The organism is Sporosarcina koreensis (assembly GCF_000826145.2).
Taxonomy (GTDB): Bacteria; Bacillota; Bacilli; order Bacillales_A; family Planococcaceae; genus Sporosarcina; species Sporosarcina trichiuri.
Window position 1 is genome coordinate 695,865 of sequence record NZ_LN651337.1, and the last position, 16,212, is coordinate 712,076.

At 52.9% G+C, this 16,212-nt stretch carries 20 protein-coding genes; 7 read left to right on the plus strand and 13 right to left on the minus strand.

The features are described 5' to 3' along the window. Positions 1 to 112: 112 nt before the first annotated feature. The 3 genes from sodA to BN1190_RS09170 form a co-directional block, all read right to left on the minus strand. On the minus strand, positions 113 to 721 hold the full coding sequence (gene sodA / locus BN1190_RS09160) for a superoxide dismutase SodA (protein WP_040286616.1): 609 nt from the start codon (positions 719 to 721) through the stop codon (positions 113 to 115). An 82-nt stretch (positions 722 to 803) separates the two neighbouring features. Then, entirely contained in the window at positions 804 to 1,286 is a 483-nt protein-coding gene (locus tag BN1190_RS09165) for a DUF456 domain-containing protein (protein ID WP_040286617.1), read from the minus strand. A gap of 22 nt (positions 1,287 to 1,308) precedes the next feature. After that, entirely contained in the window at positions 1,309 to 2,940 is a 1,632-nt protein-coding gene (locus BN1190_RS09170) for a Na/Pi cotransporter family protein (RefSeq protein ID WP_040286618.1), read from the minus strand. A gap of 196 nt (positions 2,941 to 3,136) precedes the next feature. On the opposite strand from BN1190_RS09170, the gene BN1190_RS09175 reads away from it, so the two are divergent. From BN1190_RS09175 to BN1190_RS09190, 4 genes are all read left to right on the plus strand, one after another. After that, on the plus strand, positions 3,137 to 3,652 hold the full coding sequence (locus BN1190_RS09175) for a DUF1189 family protein (protein WP_040286619.1): 516 nt from the start codon (positions 3,137 to 3,139) through the stop codon (positions 3,650 to 3,652). A 52-nt stretch (positions 3,653 to 3,704) separates the two neighbouring features. After that, positions 3,705 to 4,040 carry a hypothetical protein gene (locus BN1190_RS09180; RefSeq protein ID WP_040286620.1) on the plus strand — a complete coding sequence of 112 codons (336 nt, stop codon included), beginning with the start codon at positions 3,705 to 3,707 and terminating at the stop codon, positions 4,038 to 4,040. Between the two features lie 82 nt (positions 4,041 to 4,122). After that, the gene (ispG, locus tag BN1190_RS09185) at positions 4,123 to 5,247 is read left to right on the plus strand and encodes a flavodoxin-dependent (E)-4-hydroxy-3-methylbut-2-enyl-diphosphate synthase (protein ID WP_040286621.1); all 1,125 of its coding nucleotides are present in this window, start codon (positions 4,123 to 4,125) and stop codon (positions 5,245 to 5,247) included. Then, on the plus strand, positions 5,244 to 5,828 hold the full coding sequence (locus BN1190_RS09190) for a 5' nucleotidase, NT5C type (RefSeq protein ID WP_040286622.1): 585 nt from the start codon (positions 5,244 to 5,246) through the stop codon (positions 5,826 to 5,828). The genes ispG and BN1190_RS09190 overlap by 4 nt, the downstream gene beginning before the upstream one ends. Before the next feature lie 60 nt (positions 5,829 to 5,888). Here BN1190_RS09190 and BN1190_RS09195 read toward each other — a convergent pair whose 3' ends face one another. The 3 genes from BN1190_RS09195 to BN1190_RS09205 are packed head-to-tail and all read right to left on the minus strand — an operon-like array spanning position 5,889 to position 7,925. Further along, positions 5,889 to 6,299 carry a Fur family transcriptional regulator gene (locus tag BN1190_RS09195; RefSeq protein ID WP_040286623.1) on the minus strand — a complete coding sequence of 137 codons (411 nt, stop codon included), beginning with the start codon at positions 6,297 to 6,299 and terminating at the stop codon, positions 5,889 to 5,891. Continuing rightward, the gene (locus BN1190_RS09200) at positions 6,296 to 7,159 is read right to left on the minus strand and encodes a metal ABC transporter permease (RefSeq protein ID WP_040286624.1); all 864 of its coding nucleotides are present in this window, start codon (positions 7,157 to 7,159) and stop codon (positions 6,296 to 6,298) included. Before BN1190_RS09200 ends, BN1190_RS09195 begins: the two co-directional genes overlap by 4 nt. Further along, entirely contained in the window at positions 7,152 to 7,925 is a 774-nt protein-coding gene (locus tag BN1190_RS09205; RefSeq protein ID WP_040286625.1) for a metal ABC transporter ATP-binding protein, read from the minus strand. The genes BN1190_RS09200 and BN1190_RS09205 overlap by 8 nt, the downstream gene beginning before the upstream one ends. A 99-nt stretch (positions 7,926 to 8,024) precedes the next feature. On the opposite strand from BN1190_RS09205, the gene BN1190_RS09210 reads away from it, so the two are divergent. Further along, positions 8,025 to 8,273 (plus strand): hypothetical protein, encoded by a 249-nt coding sequence (locus tag BN1190_RS09210; RefSeq protein WP_040286626.1) that lies wholly within the window; start codon positions 8,025 to 8,027, stop codon positions 8,271 to 8,273. 48 nt (positions 8,274 to 8,321) lie between these two features. Here the strand turns inward: BN1190_RS09210 and BN1190_RS09215 are convergent, their stop codons facing one another. Together BN1190_RS09215 and BN1190_RS09220 are read right to left on the minus strand one after the other, a co-directional pair. After that, positions 8,322 to 9,239, minus strand: a complete 918-nt coding sequence (locus tag BN1190_RS09215; protein ID WP_179860770.1) for a deoxyribonuclease IV — start codon at positions 9,237 to 9,239, stop codon at positions 8,322 to 8,324. Continuing rightward, positions 9,236 to 10,531, minus strand: coding sequence for a DEAD/DEAH box helicase (locus BN1190_RS09220; protein WP_040286627.1), 1,296 nt, complete (start codon positions 10,529 to 10,531; stop codon positions 9,236 to 9,238). Before BN1190_RS09220 ends, BN1190_RS09215 begins: the two co-directional genes overlap by 4 nt. Positions 10,532 to 10,641: 110 nt before the next feature. On the opposite strand from BN1190_RS09220, the gene vrrA reads away from it, so the two are divergent. Both vrrA and BN1190_RS09230 read left to right on the plus strand, forming a co-directional pair. Continuing rightward, positions 10,642 to 11,124, plus strand: coding sequence for a VrrA/YqfQ family protein (gene vrrA, locus BN1190_RS09225; RefSeq protein WP_052461779.1), 483 nt, complete (start codon positions 10,642 to 10,644; stop codon positions 11,122 to 11,124). A 66-nt stretch (positions 11,125 to 11,190) separates the two neighbouring features. Further along, positions 11,191 to 12,162, plus strand: coding sequence for a 4-hydroxy-3-methylbut-2-enyl diphosphate reductase (locus BN1190_RS09230; protein WP_040286628.1), 972 nt, complete (start codon positions 11,191 to 11,193; stop codon positions 12,160 to 12,162). 81 nt (positions 12,163 to 12,243) lie between these two features. Here the strand turns inward: BN1190_RS09230 and BN1190_RS09235 are convergent, their stop codons facing one another. The 5 genes from BN1190_RS09235 to BN1190_RS09255 form a co-directional block, all read right to left on the minus strand. Beyond that, positions 12,244 to 13,053 carry a Nif3-like dinuclear metal center hexameric protein gene (locus BN1190_RS09235; protein ID WP_040286629.1) on the minus strand — a complete coding sequence of 270 codons (810 nt, stop codon included), beginning with the start codon at positions 13,051 to 13,053 and terminating at the stop codon, positions 12,244 to 12,246. Further along, on the minus strand, positions 13,050 to 13,748 hold the full coding sequence (locus BN1190_RS09240; RefSeq protein WP_040286630.1) for a tRNA (adenine(22)-N(1))-methyltransferase: 699 nt from the start codon (positions 13,746 to 13,748) through the stop codon (positions 13,050 to 13,052). The genes BN1190_RS09235 and BN1190_RS09240 overlap by 4 nt, the downstream gene beginning before the upstream one ends. 142 nt (positions 13,749 to 13,890) lie before the next feature. Continuing rightward, complete coding sequence (cccA, locus tag BN1190_RS09245; RefSeq protein ID WP_040286631.1) at positions 13,891 to 14,265, minus strand: cytochrome c550; 375 nt, start codon at positions 14,263 to 14,265, stop codon at positions 13,891 to 13,893. A 139-nt stretch (positions 14,266 to 14,404) separates the two neighbouring features. After that, a complete protein-coding gene (locus tag BN1190_RS09250; protein WP_040286632.1) occupies positions 14,405 to 15,547 on the minus strand; it encodes an acyl-CoA dehydrogenase family protein in 1,143 nt (380 codons plus the stop codon). A gap of 81 nt (positions 15,548 to 15,628) precedes the next feature. Beyond that, positions 15,629 to 16,186 carry a hypothetical protein gene (locus BN1190_RS09255; RefSeq protein WP_040286633.1) on the minus strand — a complete coding sequence of 186 codons (558 nt, stop codon included), beginning with the start codon at positions 16,184 to 16,186 and terminating at the stop codon, positions 15,629 to 15,631. Positions 16,187 to 16,212: the final 26 nt, after the last annotated feature.

A 16,212-nucleotide genomic window follows, 5' to 3' on the forward strand; every position in this document is an offset into this window, starting at 1 on the left:
TCTTCACGCTTTTCCCTCCTTCGGCAAAGTGCACATCATGAGAATTATAGCATTATCCAATGAAAAAGCACACATCTTGACGAACAAGATGTGTGCTGAGTTGCATGCAGTCTTACTTATTTTCTGCGTACAGTTTTTCTACTTCGTCCCAGTTGACAACATTCCAGAATGCAGAGATGTAGTCAGGACGGCGGTTTTGATAGTTCAAGTAGTACGCGTGCTCCCAGACGTCCAGCCCGAGAAGCGGTGTTTTGCCTTCCATCAGCGGGCTGTCCTGGTTCGGAGTGGAAACGATCGAAAGTTCACCGTTGTCCAATACGAGCCACGCCCAGCCTGATCCGAAGCGTGTTTTTGCTGCGTTTGCGAATTCTTCTTTGAACTTGTCGAAGCTGCCGAATTTCTTATCGATTGCTTCTGCCAGCTCGCCCTTCGGAGCGCCTCCGCCATTTGGGGAAAGGAGCTTCCAGAACAAGGAGTGGTTTGCATGACCTCCGCCGTTGTTGCGGACTGCTGTACGGATGTCCTCAGGAACCGCATTCAGGTCTGAGATCAGCTCTTCAACTGATTTTGAAGCAAGGTCATCGTGACCTTCCAATGCACTGTTCACATTCGTTACATACGTATTATGATGCTTCGTGTGGTGGATCTCCATCGTTTCTTTGTCGATGTGCGGTTCCAATGCATCATATGCATAAGGCAATTCGGGTAATTTGTAAGCCATTACTATTCCTCCTCGAATGATTGAATTCTTTCCTGCCCTGTAAGCGTAACAAACTTCCTATGGGCATTCAATTATCTTGTCTTCAAGTAATGAATAGTATGAATACACCTATCATGACGGCCATTACAGCAGCTTTGACTGCAACCGATGTCAGGAAACCGACCAGTGACCCGATGCCCGAACGGAACGCCTGCCTGAACCCTGCCCGTGTGAACAGCAGCTCAGCGAGCACAGCTCCGAGGAACGGGCCGATCAGGATGCCCGCCACCGGTATGACAAAGGGGCCGGCAAGGAGGCCGATCGTGCTTCCCCAGCCGCCTGCAGCCGATCCGCCGAACCGTTTGATGCCGAACAAGTTGGCAACCGTATCAGCGCCGAACAGAAGAATCGTGAAGAGCACCTGGATACTCCAGAACAGCCATCCCATCGAAGCGAACGAATCAAGCAGCCCATAGATCAGAAAGCCGCCGATGACAAATACCACTGATGGAATCACCGGGTAGATGAGTCCGAGAAATGCGACAGCGAAACATACGGCTGCTGCAATCCACGCAATCCATTCCATATCGTGGCCTCCCTTCCGTCAGTTACGCCCTCTTACCGAGCACAGCTTCTGCGATATTCACGGCGTGGTCGCCGATCCGCTCCAGGTTGGAGACAATATCGACGAACACGATGCCGGCCTGTGCGGAGCAGGCGCCTTCGTTGAGCCGGATGATATGGCTCTTCCGGCATTTGCGTTCCATCTTGTCGATCAGTTCTTCCTGTTTCGCAACTGCCCGTGCGATATCCAGATCATTCGTGTCGAGTGCATCCACCGCCTTCTGGACCGTGCCGACTGTCAGTTCAAACATCTCGGACAGCTCCTCCATTGCATCTTCGGAAAGCTTCACTTTGTTTACTTCCCGGAAATCGATCAGCTCGATGATATTTTCGAAGTGGTCGCCGATCCGTTCGATATCCCGGACGGAATCCATCAGCATGACGTGCCGGACCGATTCAACGGGAGAGATGTTGACAGCCGAGATCTCCACGAGATAATCGGTGATTTTCCGATCCAGATTGTTGATGGCGTCTTCAATCTGATAAGCCGTTTCTGCATGGTTCTTCTTGCTTGTTTTCAAGTAATTGAATGTCTCCCCTAATCCCTGAACAGCAAACGAGCCCATGCGGATGATCTCCTCCTTCGCCTGTCCGATCGCAACAGATGGCGACTGGTGGATGAAGTGGGGATCGAGGTGCTTCGGTTTGTATTCAATCGTAACATCTTCCCCTGGTATCAGTTTCGTGACAAAGTACGCCCAGGCACCGATGAACGGGAACTGGATGATTGTATTCACGACGTTGAAAGATCCGTGAGCGAATGCGATCTGCATCTTATCCTCGATTGCAAGGGCGCTCGTGATCCATTCGACGTAGGCGGTGAACGGTATAAGCAGAAGCATGAAGATGACTGCCCCGACGACGTTGAAGAGCACATGGGTCGCTGCCGCGCGCCGCGCTGCGACGGATGCACCGATCGATGCGAGGATCGCGGTGATCGTCGTCCCGATGTTGTCGCCGAACAGGACAGGGAGCGCCGCCTTCAAATCGATGAGATGTTCAGCATAGAGCCCCTGGAGGATCCCCACCGTTGCACTCGAACTTTGGACGATCAACGTGAACACAGTACCCGCAACCACGCCGAGCATCGGATGCTCAGACATCGAGACGGTCAGGGAGGAAAAGGCGTCAAGCGTCCGCAGCGGGGACATCCCTGTGCTCATGAGTTCAAGTCCGAGGAACAGACCGCCGAACCCGAAGATCACTTCCCCGACATGCTTGACGGTCAGTTTCTGGATGAAGAAAATGAGGAATGCACCGACTGCCATGATCGGCAGTGCATAGGCACCGACATCCAGGCCGATGATGAATGCCGTCACAGTCGTACCTATATTCGCCCCCATGATGACTCCGATCGCCTGGCGGAGTTTCATGAAGCCGGCACTGACAAGTCCGACCGTGATGACAGTCGTCCCTGAACTCGACTGGATGAGTACAGTCACGATGATCCCGACCAGGACGCCCATGAAAGGGTTCGTGGTGAACCGGTCCAGGATCGAGCGCAGCCTGTCCCCCGCCACTTTCTGGAGACCGTCGCCCATGTATTTGATGGCGAACAGGAAAATCCCCAATCCCCCGAGAAATTGAAACGCCACTTGCTGCCAGTTAATATCCATGCAATGTGAAACCCCCAATATCAATATGTATACGGTTCTATTATTGGCGTCTTATGAGGTTGTTGTAAATAGACATCCGGCAATCTTTACAATCCTTTAACATTGGCAGCCGCAAATTGCAGATTCCCGTCATTTCCTGTCCAAAAGTTCTGCGCGGATGATAAACTGACTAGTAGCATCGAAAGGAGCCATCATCTTGAAAATCCATCAGCTGTTCACGGCTTCCCTGTATGAGCCGAAAAAACTTGCAGCGTTCCGGCTGCTTCCGATCGGAAAAGTGTTCCAATACGTCTTCCTGTTCGTCTTCCTGTCGACGGCCGTATCGTTCGTCCGTTTTCTTGTGGGGGACATCGACCTGTTCGGCGCGTCGGATGACTTGATAGAGTACGCAGAAACAGTCGGGGCCCTTCTGTATCCGATCGCTTTCGTCCTTCAGCTAGTCGTCAGCACATTCTACCTGTTCCTCCGTGTCAGCTTTTTCGGCTGGCTCGGCAAAGGGCTGCTGTATGTGATGAAGCGGCGCGGGGAGTACCGGCATACGTGGCGGACTGCCGCTGTATCCATAACTGCCCCGATACTGCTGTCATTGCTGCTGGACAGTTTCCATGTCGCGGGCACTGTGAATTTCCTGGTCACCGGAGCGGTCCACCTCCTCTACATCGGAAGGGCTGTGTCGTATTATCCGAAAAAACCTGTCCCATCCGTGAAATGACCGGCATACCTGCCGCACCTTCCTGCATATAGTACGCAAAGGAGGCGGCCGAATGAGACTTCTGTTATCTGCCATTGCATTGTTTGCCATCATCTATATGCTGAAAAGCGACTTGACGGAAGGTACAATTCAGCTCGCTGCGTTTGCATCCGAAGAAGCCGGCTGTCCGGAAGTGGACAAGCCCCCCTCCATCGTTGTCACTGCTGCTGAAGGCGACACGATCGAGACACTGTTTGCACTCTACCCTGATCCGGCGGTGCCGTTCATGGACCGCCTGACTGCCTTCTATCAGCTGAACCCCCATCTGCAGAAACAGGATCCTGCCGGTGGCGAGCAGGTCAAGCTGCCGCTCGGTGATGAAATCGTCACATCTTGCACAAAACAGTAACGTACTGAGGGCAGTTCCTTGTCTTTTAGCCCGAATGGTTGATAAAATGTACAGTAGTATTGCGAAGTAAGGAGAGAGATTAATGACTGAAATGATACATCGATCCAAAACACGTCCGGTTAAAGTCGGGAATCTTACGATCGGAGGCAGCAATGAGCTGATCATCCAGAGTATGACGACCACGAAAACCCATGACGTGGAATCGACTGTCGCAGAAATCAAACGGCTTGAAGAAGCCGGTGTCCAGGTCGTCCGCGTCGCCTGTCCGGATGAGCGTGCTGCCTATTCCATCGGAGCCATCAAAGAGCGCATCAATATCCCCCTCGTCGTGGATATCCATTTCAACTATAAGCTTGCCCTGATCGCGATCGAGCAAGGTGCGGATAAAATCCGGATCAACCCGGGCAACATCGGGAAACAATCGAAAGTGGAAGCTGTTGTCAACGCGGCCAAAGCGAAAGGCATCCCGATCCGTATCGGCGTCAATGCAGGCTCGCTTGAAAAGAAGATCCTTGAGAAATACGGCTACCCGACTGCTGACGGCATGGTGGAAAGTGCCTTGCATCACATCAAGATCCTCGAAGATCTCGATTTCCATGATATTATCGTTTCACTGAAAGCATCCGACGTCAACCTGGCGATCGAAGCTTACAAGAAAGCGGCGGCCGCTTTCGATTACCCACTCCACCTCGGCATTACGGAATCCGGCACATTGTTCTCCGGTTCCATCAAGAGTGCTGCCGGTCTCGGCGCCCTTCTTTCTGCCGGTATCGGCAACACGATGCGTGTATCGCTCAGTGCCGATCCTGTCCAGGAAGTTAAGGTTGCACGTGAACTGCTGAAAGTGTTCGGTCTGTCATCCAACGCAGCCACCCTCATTTCCTGCCCGACTTGCGGCCGTATCGAGATCGATCTGATTTCGATCGCCAACGAAGTGGAAGAATATATTTCCACTATAAAGGCACCGATCAAAGTCGCGGTGCTCGGCTGTGCCGTCAACGGACCGGGAGAAGCGCGTGAAGCAGATATCGGAATCGCGGGAGCACGCGGAGAAGGTCTGCTGTTCATGCACGGCAAGACAGTCCGCAAAGTGCCTGAGGAAACGATGGTGGAAGAGCTTAAAGTCGAAATCGACAAGCTTGCAGAGGAATACTTCGAGAAGAAACGTCAGGAAGAGAAACTGGCGGAGAGCGGCGCTGCAAATTGAGCCGCTGCCGCTTTGGGATCGACATAGACGGAACCGTAACGACGCCGTCCTCCCTCCTGCCGCATATCAATAAGAAGTTCGGCTGCAATCTTGTCCTGGATGATATCAAAGAGTATGATCTCACTGCCGCTTTCGACGTCGATCCGGTGGAGTTCCATAACTGGTACAAAGAAACCGAAGCGGAAATCTGCCTGGCTTCCTCTGTCCAGGAGAATGCCAAACGGATCCTGGAAGACTGGCGCATGCATGAGGCGGAACTTTTCTATATTTCCGCCCGCGGCGCAGAGGTCACAGATGCGACGGCGGAATGGTTCCGCCGGGAACAGATTCCTTATGATCATATCGAACTGATCGGCAGTCACAGGAAGATCGAAACTGCCCGCAAATTCGGCATCGACGTCTTCTTTGAAGACAAGCATGACAATGCGGTTGATCTCCATGAAGAACTCGGTATTCCGGTCATTCTCTTCGACACACCCTACAACCGCCTTCCGGTTCCGAAAGGGGTCATCCGGGTGCACACATGGGATGAAGCGGATCAATGGATCAGACAGCACTTTTTCGCAGCGAACGTCAATTGAAACATAAAAACTGCCCGATGCCGGAATGATGATCCGGCATCGGGCAGTTTTTTATACGGGCTATTTGCAAGAGGAGCATTTCCCATAGATCTCGAACTTGTGACCTTCAATCTCCACACCCGGCAGGTCCACGGCGAGAAGGTCCATCGGGCAGGCCGGAATATGCCGGGTCGTTCCGCACACTGTGCAGATGAAATGATGATGGTGGACGCCGGGATCACAGTGCATGCGGAACTGCCGCTCTCCATTCAGCTCGGTCTCTTCCAAGATCCCGAGCTCCGAGAAGGTGGCGAGGTTCCTATAGACCGTATCGAAACTGAGACCCGGGTTATCTTTCTTCAGGAAATCACATACATGCATCGCAGGTGTGTAACCGTCCTGATGTGCCAAATACTCCAAGATCGCTTCCCTGTTCTTCGTCCTCTTGAACGAGTGTTCTTTCAGGACGACCCACGCTCTCTCTACATTCAAAGCACTTCCTCCTCCACTTTCGGCATACGCATGCCGAGCAGGCGTTTCCCCAATAGCACTGCCAGCAGGATTACGATGGCTGTCACGACGATAGCGCCGCCCGGAGCGATATCCAAGTAGTAGGCAGACACCAATCCGGCGACGACGGAGACTTCTCCGAAGAGCACGGACAGCAGCATAGCGGACTTGAAACTTTTCGCGACCTGGATGGCAGACGCGACCGGCAGGGTCATCAGGGAGGATACGAGCAGGATCCCGACGATCCTCATGGACGCCCCAATGACGAGAGCCGTCAGTACCATGAAGAGCATCTGGATCCAGCGGCCCTTGATACCGGACGCTTTGGAATAATCGGCATCGAACGAAAGGGTGAACAGTTCCTTATAGAACAGATAGATGAACACGAACACCACAAGCGCCAAGATGGTGACGACCGCCAGATCCTGCCGGCTCACCGCAGAGACGGAACCGAACAGATACCCGACCAGATCAGCGCCGAATCCTTTCGCAAGCGAAATGAAAATCGCCCCGAAGCCTATACCCGCCGAGAGGATGATCGGAATCGCCAGCTCTTCGAAATTCCGATACGCCCTCCGGAGCCTCTCGATGAGCAATGATCCCCCCACCGCTGCCGTCATTCCCAGATAGACAGGATTGAGTCCGGCAAACAAGGCGACTTGCTGGCTTAAATACAAACTTCCCGCAATCCCCGCTAAAGACACATGGCTCAGAGCATCTGCGATCAGCGCCAGGCGCCGGACGACAATGAATAAACCGAGCATCGGTGCGATGATTCCGATGATGATCCCTGACAAAAAAGCATTTTGAAGAAATCCATAGGTTGCCAATGCGTCAATCATCGGTTCCCATGCCCCCTTTCTGATGCAGGAGACGAACAGGATGGCCGTACCACGTCGACAGGTCACGATCCCCGAGCTTTGCGAAATCCCGGCGTCCGCCGTGGAAATGCATCGTCCGGTTCAGGCAGGCGACGTGTGACGCCAAGTCCGTGACCAGATCGATTTCATGGGAAACCAAAATTATCGCGATTCCCGAGTCACGATTCAGCCGCTCCAGCATAGTATAGAAAGAAGCCGAGTTTTGCTGGTCGATTCCGACTGTCGGCTCATCCATGATCAGAAGTGCCGGCTGTGCAGCGAGAGCGCGGGCGATGAATACCCGCTGCTGCTGGCCGCCGGAGAGTTCTCGGATATTGCGGGCGGCGAAATCCGCCATCCCGACTTGCTGCAATGCAGTGATTGCCGCCTCAGTATCCTCTTTTGTAAACCGTTTGAAGAGCCCTCTTTTCTTGGTCAGACCGCTCCTCACCACTTCGAGCACCGTTGCCGGAAACCCGCTGTTGAACGAGTTGGCCTTTTGCGACACATAGCCGATCCGCTCTTTGCGATCGGCGGAGCCTGCAGGCCGGCCGAACAGCTCGATCGTACCGCTTCCCGGCTTCATAAGGCCGAGCAGCAGTTTGATGAGCGTGGATTTCCCTGAACCGTTCGGGCCGATCAGCGCCCAGAATTCTCCCGGCTCCACGGAGAATGTAATATCTTTCAAGACAGTCGAACTGCCATAACTGAACGAGACATCTGTCAGTTTCACTAAACTCTCTGGCATACCATCATCCTTCTATTAAATAGTAACGGTTACGATTACTCGTCTGATTATATACGATTGGCCGTTCGCTGACAAATAAAAAGAAAGTTGGGTGGCATATTGGATTATACAAAGTTATTGCTGGAGATGAAGAAACGGTCGGATGAAGACATGTTCAAGCTGTCCCGGAGTTATGGACTGGATTTCTCCGTAGAAGAAATCCGTCAGCTCCGGCCGCTGCTGGATGAAATATCGATGCATTGGATCCTGACGGGCGTCCCGGAGACATTCGTATCGAAAGTGTCTAATGTCATCGGGGAACAGCGCACCCATCAGATCCTTGAAAACTATCTGAACATGAAAAAGTGAACAGGAGGCCCTCCCTCAGCCGGGATGGGCCTCCTGTTCTGATGAAATTCATACGTCTGATGCTTCACCGAGAAGAGCATCCCTGTGCGCAGTCGTGAACTCACCGCTTCTCAGCATGCTGATCTCTTCTTTATAAGGCGCTGTCTTATTCTTCTTATCCACTCCGATGAACGGCGTTTCCAGGATCTTCGGAACCGATTTGAAAGAAGGATGATGGACGATGTAATGGAGCGGTTCGAATCCGATGTGGCCAAAACCGATATTCTCATGGCGGTCCTTCCCCGCCCCGCGCACATTTTTGCTGTCATTCACATGGATGACAGAAATGCGGTCCCGCCCGATGAAGTGATCGAATTCTTCCAGCACACCTTCGAAGTCATTGACGATATCGTACCCCGCGTCATGCACGTGGCACGTATCGAAGCAGACTGAAAGGCGCTCGTTATTTTTCACGCCATCGATGATGCGGGCAAGTTCTGCAAAACTGCGGCCGCATTCCGTTCCTTTGCCGGCCATCGTTTCAAGTGCAATCCTGACAGTTGAATCCGACGATAGGACCTCATCCAGCCCTTCGATGATCTTGGCGATCCCCTTGTCCGTCCCTTCCCCTACATGGGCACCTGGATGGAGAACGATCTGATCCGCGCCGAGCGCTGCGGTCCGTTCGATCTCGGACTGCAGGAAATCGACACCTAACCGGAATGTCTCCGGTTTCACAGTGTTTGCAATATTGATGATATACGGGGCATGGACGACCATCGAGGACAGTCCGTTCGCTTCCATATGTGCACGGCCTGCGTCGATGTTCAGTTCATCGATGGCTTTCCGGCGCGTATTCTGAGGTGCTCCTGTATAGATCATGAATGTGGAGGATCCGAAAGCGGCTGCATCCTTGCTTGAACCGAGCAGCATCTCTTTCCCACTCATGGATACATGCGATCCGATTAAAATTGGCTGTTCTGTCATTTTTTCTTCGTCAGTCTCCTTTGCCGTTTTTTGAACCGTTCCACTTCCTGAGCGCGTTTCTTTTTATAGCCGGGTTTCACTTTTGTTGGTTTTTTGATCATCGCGGCGGCTTTCTTATCGATTTCATCCTGCTCTTTCGGGCGGTTCTTCCTGGAATGGCGTTCTTTCAGCTGCACCCATTCACCGTTCTTCACATCTTCATGGACGAACGGCACGCCGAGTTTCTCGATTTTGACGATCGCATCGTCTTCGGATGGGTCGTAGAGTGTGATGGCAATCCCTTCTAAGCCCGCACGTGCCGTCCTGCCGACACGGTGAATGTAGAATTCAAGGTCTTCGGGGAGCTCATAATTGATGACATGGCTGACCCCGGGGATGTCGATTCCGCGTGCTGCGAGATCGGTCGCCACGATGAATTGGTACTCCAGGTCACGGATCTGCTTCATCATCCGTGTTCTTTCCCGGGCATTCAGGTCACCGTGCAGTTTCCCGGTCTTAATGCCCTGGCCCGAAAGGTAGGATGCCAGTTCGTCCGCATTCTGTTTCGTATTGGTGAAGATGATCGCAAGGTATGGGTTGATGCTTCCAAGTACCTGGACAAGTTTCTTCCTCCGGTCCATCCCCCGTACGGGCACGAGTGAATAATGCATCCCTTCCGTCAGCGGCTTTTTCGCATCGAGCTGGACGTGCATCGGTGAATCCATGTATTTCCCGAGGAAAGGTTTCAGTTTTTCAGGAATGGTCGCAGAAAAGACGTACATTTCCAGATCATTCGGCATTCTGGAAGCGAATTGATCGATATCTTCGATGAACCCCATGTCGAATGCGAGGTCGGCCTCATCGATCACCAGGATGCTGGCTGTATGGATTGCGAGGGATCCCGTCTCGGCCATATCCCGGATCCGTCCCGGCGTTCCGATCACGATGTGCGGATTGGATTTCAGCTTGTCCGCGGATCGTTTCTTATCCGTCCCGCCGATCAGGAGAAGGGAGCGGATTCCGGAGTTTTCCGTGAGCTTCTTCAATTCGTCGGACAGCTGGATTGCAAGTTCCCGTGTAGGTGCGGTGATCACTGCCTGCAGCTGGTCTTCATTTGGAATGATGCGCTCTGCAATCGGAATCAGGAAACTATGCGACTTCCCTGTTCCTGTATGTGCCTGTCCGATTGCGCTCGTCCCTTTCAGGATCAGCGGGATCATCTCTTTCTGTATGGGAGTGGGACTTGTGAATCCGAGTGATTCGATCGCGTCGCGAAGGAATAGCTTGAATTGGTAATCAGTGTATCTAGACATGTTCGATGTCCTCCTATCATTCGTTCATTGTAGCATGAAATGGTGACGTCTGTTCGTTTTTTCGCATAGGATACCGTATAAAGCCAGTATGCTTCAGAAAGGAGTCTGTTATGAGATATCAGTCGTTTTATCCATTTGCGAACCAGCAGCGCTACGCACAGGCAAGTCCGCAGCCTTATCAGCAGTCTATCCAGCAGCACCAGCCATATACGCCTCAGTCCCAGCCAGGACAGCCGGATCAGCAGAATGCATTTCAGGGGTTTTCCCCTTTCAGCATGAACCATCTGATGGGAGGAGCGCCCCAGCAGCCCGGAAATGCTCCGCAGGCCCGCGGATCTTCAAAACCGGAGATGTATATGGAGACCGCCAACCGTCTCATCACGACAGTCCAGCAGTATGCCCCGATCGTCCAGCAGTTTGCACCGATGATCCAGAACATCCCGGCGATGTGGAAGCTGTATCGCGGGTTCCAGTCCCTGCCTGATACGGGCGCTGCAGCAAGTGCCGCAAGTGCTGCCTCATCGGTGAACCGGACGGCAGCTGCAGCCGGACCGCGGCCTTCTGTTCCAAAAGTGTTCCAGCCACCGATCTAAGACTTTGAACCTTTCCCTCAACTCCGCTATAATGGACTGTAGATCCCTTTAGAGGAGTGAACGTAAATGGAAGTATTGAAGATTTCCCCGAGGGGCTACTGCTACGGGGTCGTCGATGCAATGGTTATCGCGAGGAATGCGGCACTCGACGAATCGCTGCCGAGACCGATTTATATATTAGGCATGATTGTCCATAACAAGCACGTGACCGATGCATTCGAAGAGGACGGCATCATTACACTTGAAGGGAACAACCGGCTGGATATTCTGAGCCAGGTGGAAAAAGGAACAGTCATTTTTACCGCGCATGGCGTCTCCCCCGAAGTACGGGAGCTGGCAAGAAAGAAGGGCCTTGTTTCAATTGATGCGACGTGCCCGGATGTCACTGTCACACATGACCTGATCCGCGAGAAGACAGCCGACGGATATGAAATCATCTATATCGGCAAATCGCATCACCCGGAACCTGAAGGCGCCCTCGGTGTCGCTCCGGGGAAAGTGCATTTAGTTGAAAATACGGCAGACATCGAAAACCTCGATCTGCACAATGATAAGCTGCTGGTCACGAACCAGACGACCATGAGCCAGTGGGATGTCGCCCACATGATGGAGCTGCTGAAAGAGAAGTTTCCCCAGATCGAAGTGCACAAGGAAATCTGCATGGCGACCCAGGTACGGCAGGAAGCTGTCGCAGAGCAGGCGGGCGAGGCCGAGCTGCTCATCGTTGTCGGGGATCCGAAAAGCAACAACTCAAACCGTCTGACACAAGTGTCGGTCGAGATCGCCGGAACCCCTTCCTACAGGATCTCTGACGTTTCCGAAATCCAGCTGGAATGGCTCGAAGGCGTCGAGCGTGTAGCTGTGACTGCAGGTGCTTCCACGCCGACACTGATTGTCCGGGAAGTTATTGAATTCCTCACGAAGTACAACCCTGAAGACCCATCGACGCACAGTGCGGAACGGAAATTCGAACTCAGCCGTCTTCTTCCGAAAATCAAGAAACCGACGCCTGTCACACGGATCGAACCGTACGTTTAAACTCCAAAAAGGCTGTTGCCGGCCCGTCAGTCCGCTGACGGTCAGTAACAGCCTTTTCCTTTGTCTTCTGCCGGCATTCGCTCAGATGAAGGTGAAGGGTTCTGTGCGGATTTGGGACTCGAGGAATTCAACATCGTACGTTTCAGCTTCGCAGAGGCGTGTCATTTTTTCCGCAACGCCGCGGATCATCACTTTCTCGACGTTATGGCCGGGATCGACGATGCACAGATCGATGGCTTCAGCGTCCTGTGCTGTATGGTAATACATATCTCCGGTCACGAGCACGTCAGAACCTGCCCGTTTCGCCGCATGGATATACTTGTTCCCATCTCCTCCGAGAACGCCGACTTTCCGCACAGTCCGCTCCGTGTCTCCAACGACGCGGACCATCGGAACATCCAGGCATTCCTTCACATGCTCGGCAAACTCCCTCAATGTCATGTTGTCCGGCAGCTTCCCTACTCGGCCGAGGCCCATTGCTTCGCCCGTCCCCTCTTCCGTCTTCTGCAGGATTTCCAGATCGGCGAGTCCCAGTTTCTGTGCAAGCAGGTCATTCACGCCGCCGATTGCGATATCAAGGTTCGTATGGGCGGTATAGACCGAGATATCATTCTTCAGGCACAGCTCGATCATCCGGCCTTGCGGTGTGTCTGTCCAGATATGCTTAGCCGGCCGGAATAGGGGCGGATGGTGCGCGAGTATCAAAGCCGCCCCCCTGCCGATCGCCTCTTCGACAACCTGCTCATTCACGTCCAGTGTCACAAGCACTTTTTCCACCCTTCGGTTCAGCCGGCCGATGTGCAAACCGACGGGATCGCCTTCCATCGCAAGCCTTCTAGGTGACCATGACTCGAACAATTGTATGATTTCATGACCGTTGACCTTCTTCAATCTGTCAGCACCCTTTCGATCAATTCTTTTGTTTCACTCAGCTGCCGGTGCTTTTCCGAAGCTTCCGGACTTTGTGCGGACGAAGAGAGCCGATCCAGGACGCGGGAGATTTCTGCTGCTTCCCCCTGCCATTTCTCGAGGAACGGCTCTGTCCGTTCGTTCATGAGGAACGGACCCATGAGCATTTCTTCCGGCGAGTATGCTGCATGTCCGCGTTCCATGGCAAGCACTTCATACAGCTTGCGGTCCTCTTTCAGGATCGCTTCGCCGATAAGCCGCCAACCGTTCGCAGCGCCCCATTCCCGGATCGCCTTGGCATGGACGTTCGGCTGCAGGATCAGCCGGTTCACGTCCGCCAGCCGGCCGGCTCCCGCCTCCAGAATGGAAGCGATCAGTGTTCCACCCATCCCTGCAATCGTTACTGTATCCACTCCGTCTTCCGGCATGATCGCCTGGAGACCGTCTGCAAGACGGACGGTGATCCGGTCACCCAGACCTTCTTTTGCGACGTTCCGTTTTGCCGATTCGTACGGCCCCCGCACGACTTCACCGGCGACCGCTTTATCGATCCGGCTGTTCTGTATGAGCCAGCAGGGCAGGTACGCATGGTCGCTGCCAATGTCGGCCAGCACCGACCCCGGCTTAACAAACGATGCGACACACGCCAGCCGTTCGGATAATCTTTTTGCATTCATAAATAGTGTTCCACCTTTCGTCATCTGCACATGACGCTGATTCCTACTCCCCATCATATCGGAAATGGACAGCGGTTGCACGCAGTACCGCACAAAAAAGCGACCGGGAAGTATGGATACCCCCGGTCGCTTTTCACATGGATTATTTCAAAGAGAGAATGTAGTCGACCATGTCGTCGATGTGAGCATCTTCGATAAGTCCACCCGGCATGCCGCCTTTACCATTCTTGATGATTTCATGGAGCTCATCGGCATCTTTGCCTTCACCGTGCAGGCTCGGCCCAATGTTACCTTCGAGGTTTTCACCATGACATGTAATACATTTCTGCTGAGCGACCGCTTCCGGATCGAAATCACCGGAATCTGCGCCTTCGTCTTTCGTACCTTCTTCAGTTGCTTCATCATCCGAACCGGCAATTTCCTTCTGCTGCGGAATCCCGTACAAGGACATGAAGAAAATGAGTCCGATTCCAAGCGCGAAAATCAGAATATAAGGAACAACAGGATTTTTACCCAACGAACTAACCTCCTTCACCAGAAACAATTCTGTAGTATATAGTGCACACATTCATTGTACTGTATTCGCGGCGAAACCGAAAGACTTATCATTCTACTTTTCGATTTTGTGACAATTTCGCCATACTTTGTGAAGATTTTCAGCAGCCGATCTGCCGGGCGATCACCATACGCTGGACTTCGGAAGTTCCCTCCCCGATTTCAAGCAGCTTGGCGTCCCGCATATAGCGCTCGACTTCGTACTCCCGCATATAGCCATAGCCGCCATGAATCTGGATCGCCTGATCGGCGACTTCCATCGCAATTTCGGACGCATACAGTTTACACATCGCCGCTTCTTTTGTGAACGGCCTGCCCTGGTCTTTCAGCCAGGCGGCTTTGTACACCATTGTGCGTGCGAGCTCGATCTTCAGCGCCATGTCTGCGAGCTTGAACTGCGTCGCCTGGAATTCGGACAGCGTCTTACCGAACTGTTTCCGTTCTTTTGAATAGCGGAGGGCCCTGTCATAAGCTGCCTGGGCGATTCCGACAGCCATCGCTCCGATTCCGATCCTGCCGCCGTCCAATGTGACAAGGAACTGACGGAAACCGTTCCCTCTCTTGCCGAGCAGGTTTTCTTCCGCCACCCGGACATTATCCAGTACGAGCTCCGTCGTATTGGATGCGTGAAGCCCCATCTTTTCATAATTGTCGATGATTGTGAACCCGTCCGCATCCGTCGGTACGATGATGGCGCTGATCTCTTTGCCGCCTGACTCATCCTTCCCTGTAATTGCGGTCAATGCCAGATTCTTTGCATAGCTGGCGTTGGTGATGTACACCTTCGACCCATTGATCGTGAAGGTGCCGTCTTCCAGCACGGCAGTTGTCTGTGTGCCTCCGGCATCCGAGCCGGCATTCGGTTCTGTCAGACCGAACGCGCCGAACGATGTCCCTTCGCAGATCGGGCGCAGATATTTCTGCTTCTGCTCTTCCGTCCCGAACAGATTGAGCGGCGCACCGCCAAGTGAAATATGTGCGGAGTATGTAATCCCTGTCGAAGCACAGGCACGGCTCAGCTCTTCCGTGACAATTGCAAAACTGGTCGTATCCGCACCGGCGCCCCCATACTCCTCCGAAAACGGCAGGCCCATCATCCCCATGTCTGAAAGTTTGCGGAAAATCTCTTTCGGAAACTCATTTGTACGGTCCCGTTCAATCGCGCCGGGAGCGACTTCCTCACTGGCGAATTCCCGGATCGTCTTCTGTATCATCTGCTGTTCTTCAGTTAAGTTAAAATCCATCTCTCATTCCCCCTTTGTGAACGCTTACATGATTCATTATACCGAATTTACGGATAGGTTAACAGAAAAAAGAATCCCTGCTCAATAGGTCATGAGCAGGAATCCGATAATCATTAAAAGTCCGGCTGAACCGGAAATCGTGAAATACATCAGTTTCAGAAGCCGGCCCGCAAACAGCCAAAGGATACTGTTGAGCATCAGCAGACCGAGAAGCAGCATGGTCTCCCCCTCAAAATATGAAAACCATACTTTCAGTGAGAGTCCGAGAATAAGAAACGCCGCAATTATGTAGGTAAATGGCAGCAGGGAATTCCTGACTGCCTTGCTGGTCATCAGCCGGACTAGCAGCATCGCCGTGAACAGACAAGTGGCTGCGATTGCTGCCAGCGGATGACTTTTGACGAAAAACAGTACTGCTCCGAGCCCGCCGGCTGCCAGGAGAAGCAGAATCAGTCTGCCGGAAACGGGAGACCGTTCTTTCTCAAGAACGGACGTCTCTGCCTTCATCTCTTCCTGTCCTTCCGATTCACCCTGGGCGTACAGCGTGATCAGAAAATCACAATAATGCTCGGGAAGGAGTCGGTTTTTCTTCCAATACTGTATTTCAGAAATGATGATCCGCTTGCGCTGTGGGTTCATAACCGTTCTCCTTCTCTTTCAAAAAA

What these genes read in the sequence shown, in the direction of transcription:
- sodA (WP_040286616.1), bottom strand. Translation starts at nt 721, where the DNA reads ATGGCTTACAAATTACCCGAATTGCCTTATGCATATGATGCATTGGAA.
- BN1190_RS09165 (WP_040286617.1), bottom strand. Translation starts at nt 1,286, where the DNA reads ATGGAATGGATTGCGTGGATTGCAGCAGCCGTATGTTTCGCTGTCGCA.
- BN1190_RS09170 (WP_040286618.1), bottom strand. Translation starts at nt 2,940, where the DNA reads ATGGATATTAACTGGCAGCAAGTGGCGTTTCAATTTCTCGGGGGATTG.
- BN1190_RS09180 (WP_040286620.1), top strand. Translation starts at nt 3,705, where the DNA reads ATGAGACTTCTGTTATCTGCCATTGCATTGTTTGCCATCATCTATATG.
- ispG (WP_040286621.1), top strand. Translation starts at nt 4,123, where the DNA reads ATGACTGAAATGATACATCGATCCAAAACACGTCCGGTTAAAGTCGGG.
- BN1190_RS09200 (WP_040286624.1), bottom strand. Translation starts at nt 7,159, where the DNA reads ATGATTGACGCATTGGCAACCTATGGATTTCTTCAAAATGCTTTTTTG.
- BN1190_RS09205 (WP_040286625.1), bottom strand. Translation starts at nt 7,925, where the DNA reads ATGCCAGAGAGTTTAGTGAAACTGACAGATGTCTCGTTCAGTTATGGC.
- BN1190_RS09215 (WP_179860770.1), bottom strand. Translation starts at nt 9,239, where the DNA reads ATGACAGAACAGCCAATTTTAATCGGATCGCATGTATCCATGAGTGGG.
- BN1190_RS09220 (WP_040286627.1), bottom strand. Translation starts at nt 10,531, where the DNA reads ATGTCTAGATACACTGATTACCAATTCAAGCTATTCCTTCGCGACGCG.
- vrrA (WP_052461779.1), top strand. Translation starts at nt 10,642, where the DNA reads ATGAGATATCAGTCGTTTTATCCATTTGCGAACCAGCAGCGCTACGCA.
- BN1190_RS09230 (WP_040286628.1), top strand. Translation starts at nt 11,191, where the DNA reads ATGGAAGTATTGAAGATTTCCCCGAGGGGCTACTGCTACGGGGTCGTC.
- BN1190_RS09240 (WP_040286630.1), bottom strand. Translation starts at nt 13,748, where the DNA reads ATGAATGCAAAAAGATTATCCGAACGGCTGGCGTGTGTCGCATCGTTT.
- BN1190_RS09250 (WP_040286632.1), bottom strand. Translation starts at nt 15,547, where the DNA reads ATGGATTTTAACTTAACTGAAGAACAGCAGATGATACAGAAGACGATC.
- BN1190_RS09255 (WP_040286633.1), bottom strand. Translation starts at nt 16,186, where the DNA reads ATGAACCCACAGCGCAAGCGGATCATCATTTCTGAAATACAGTATTGG.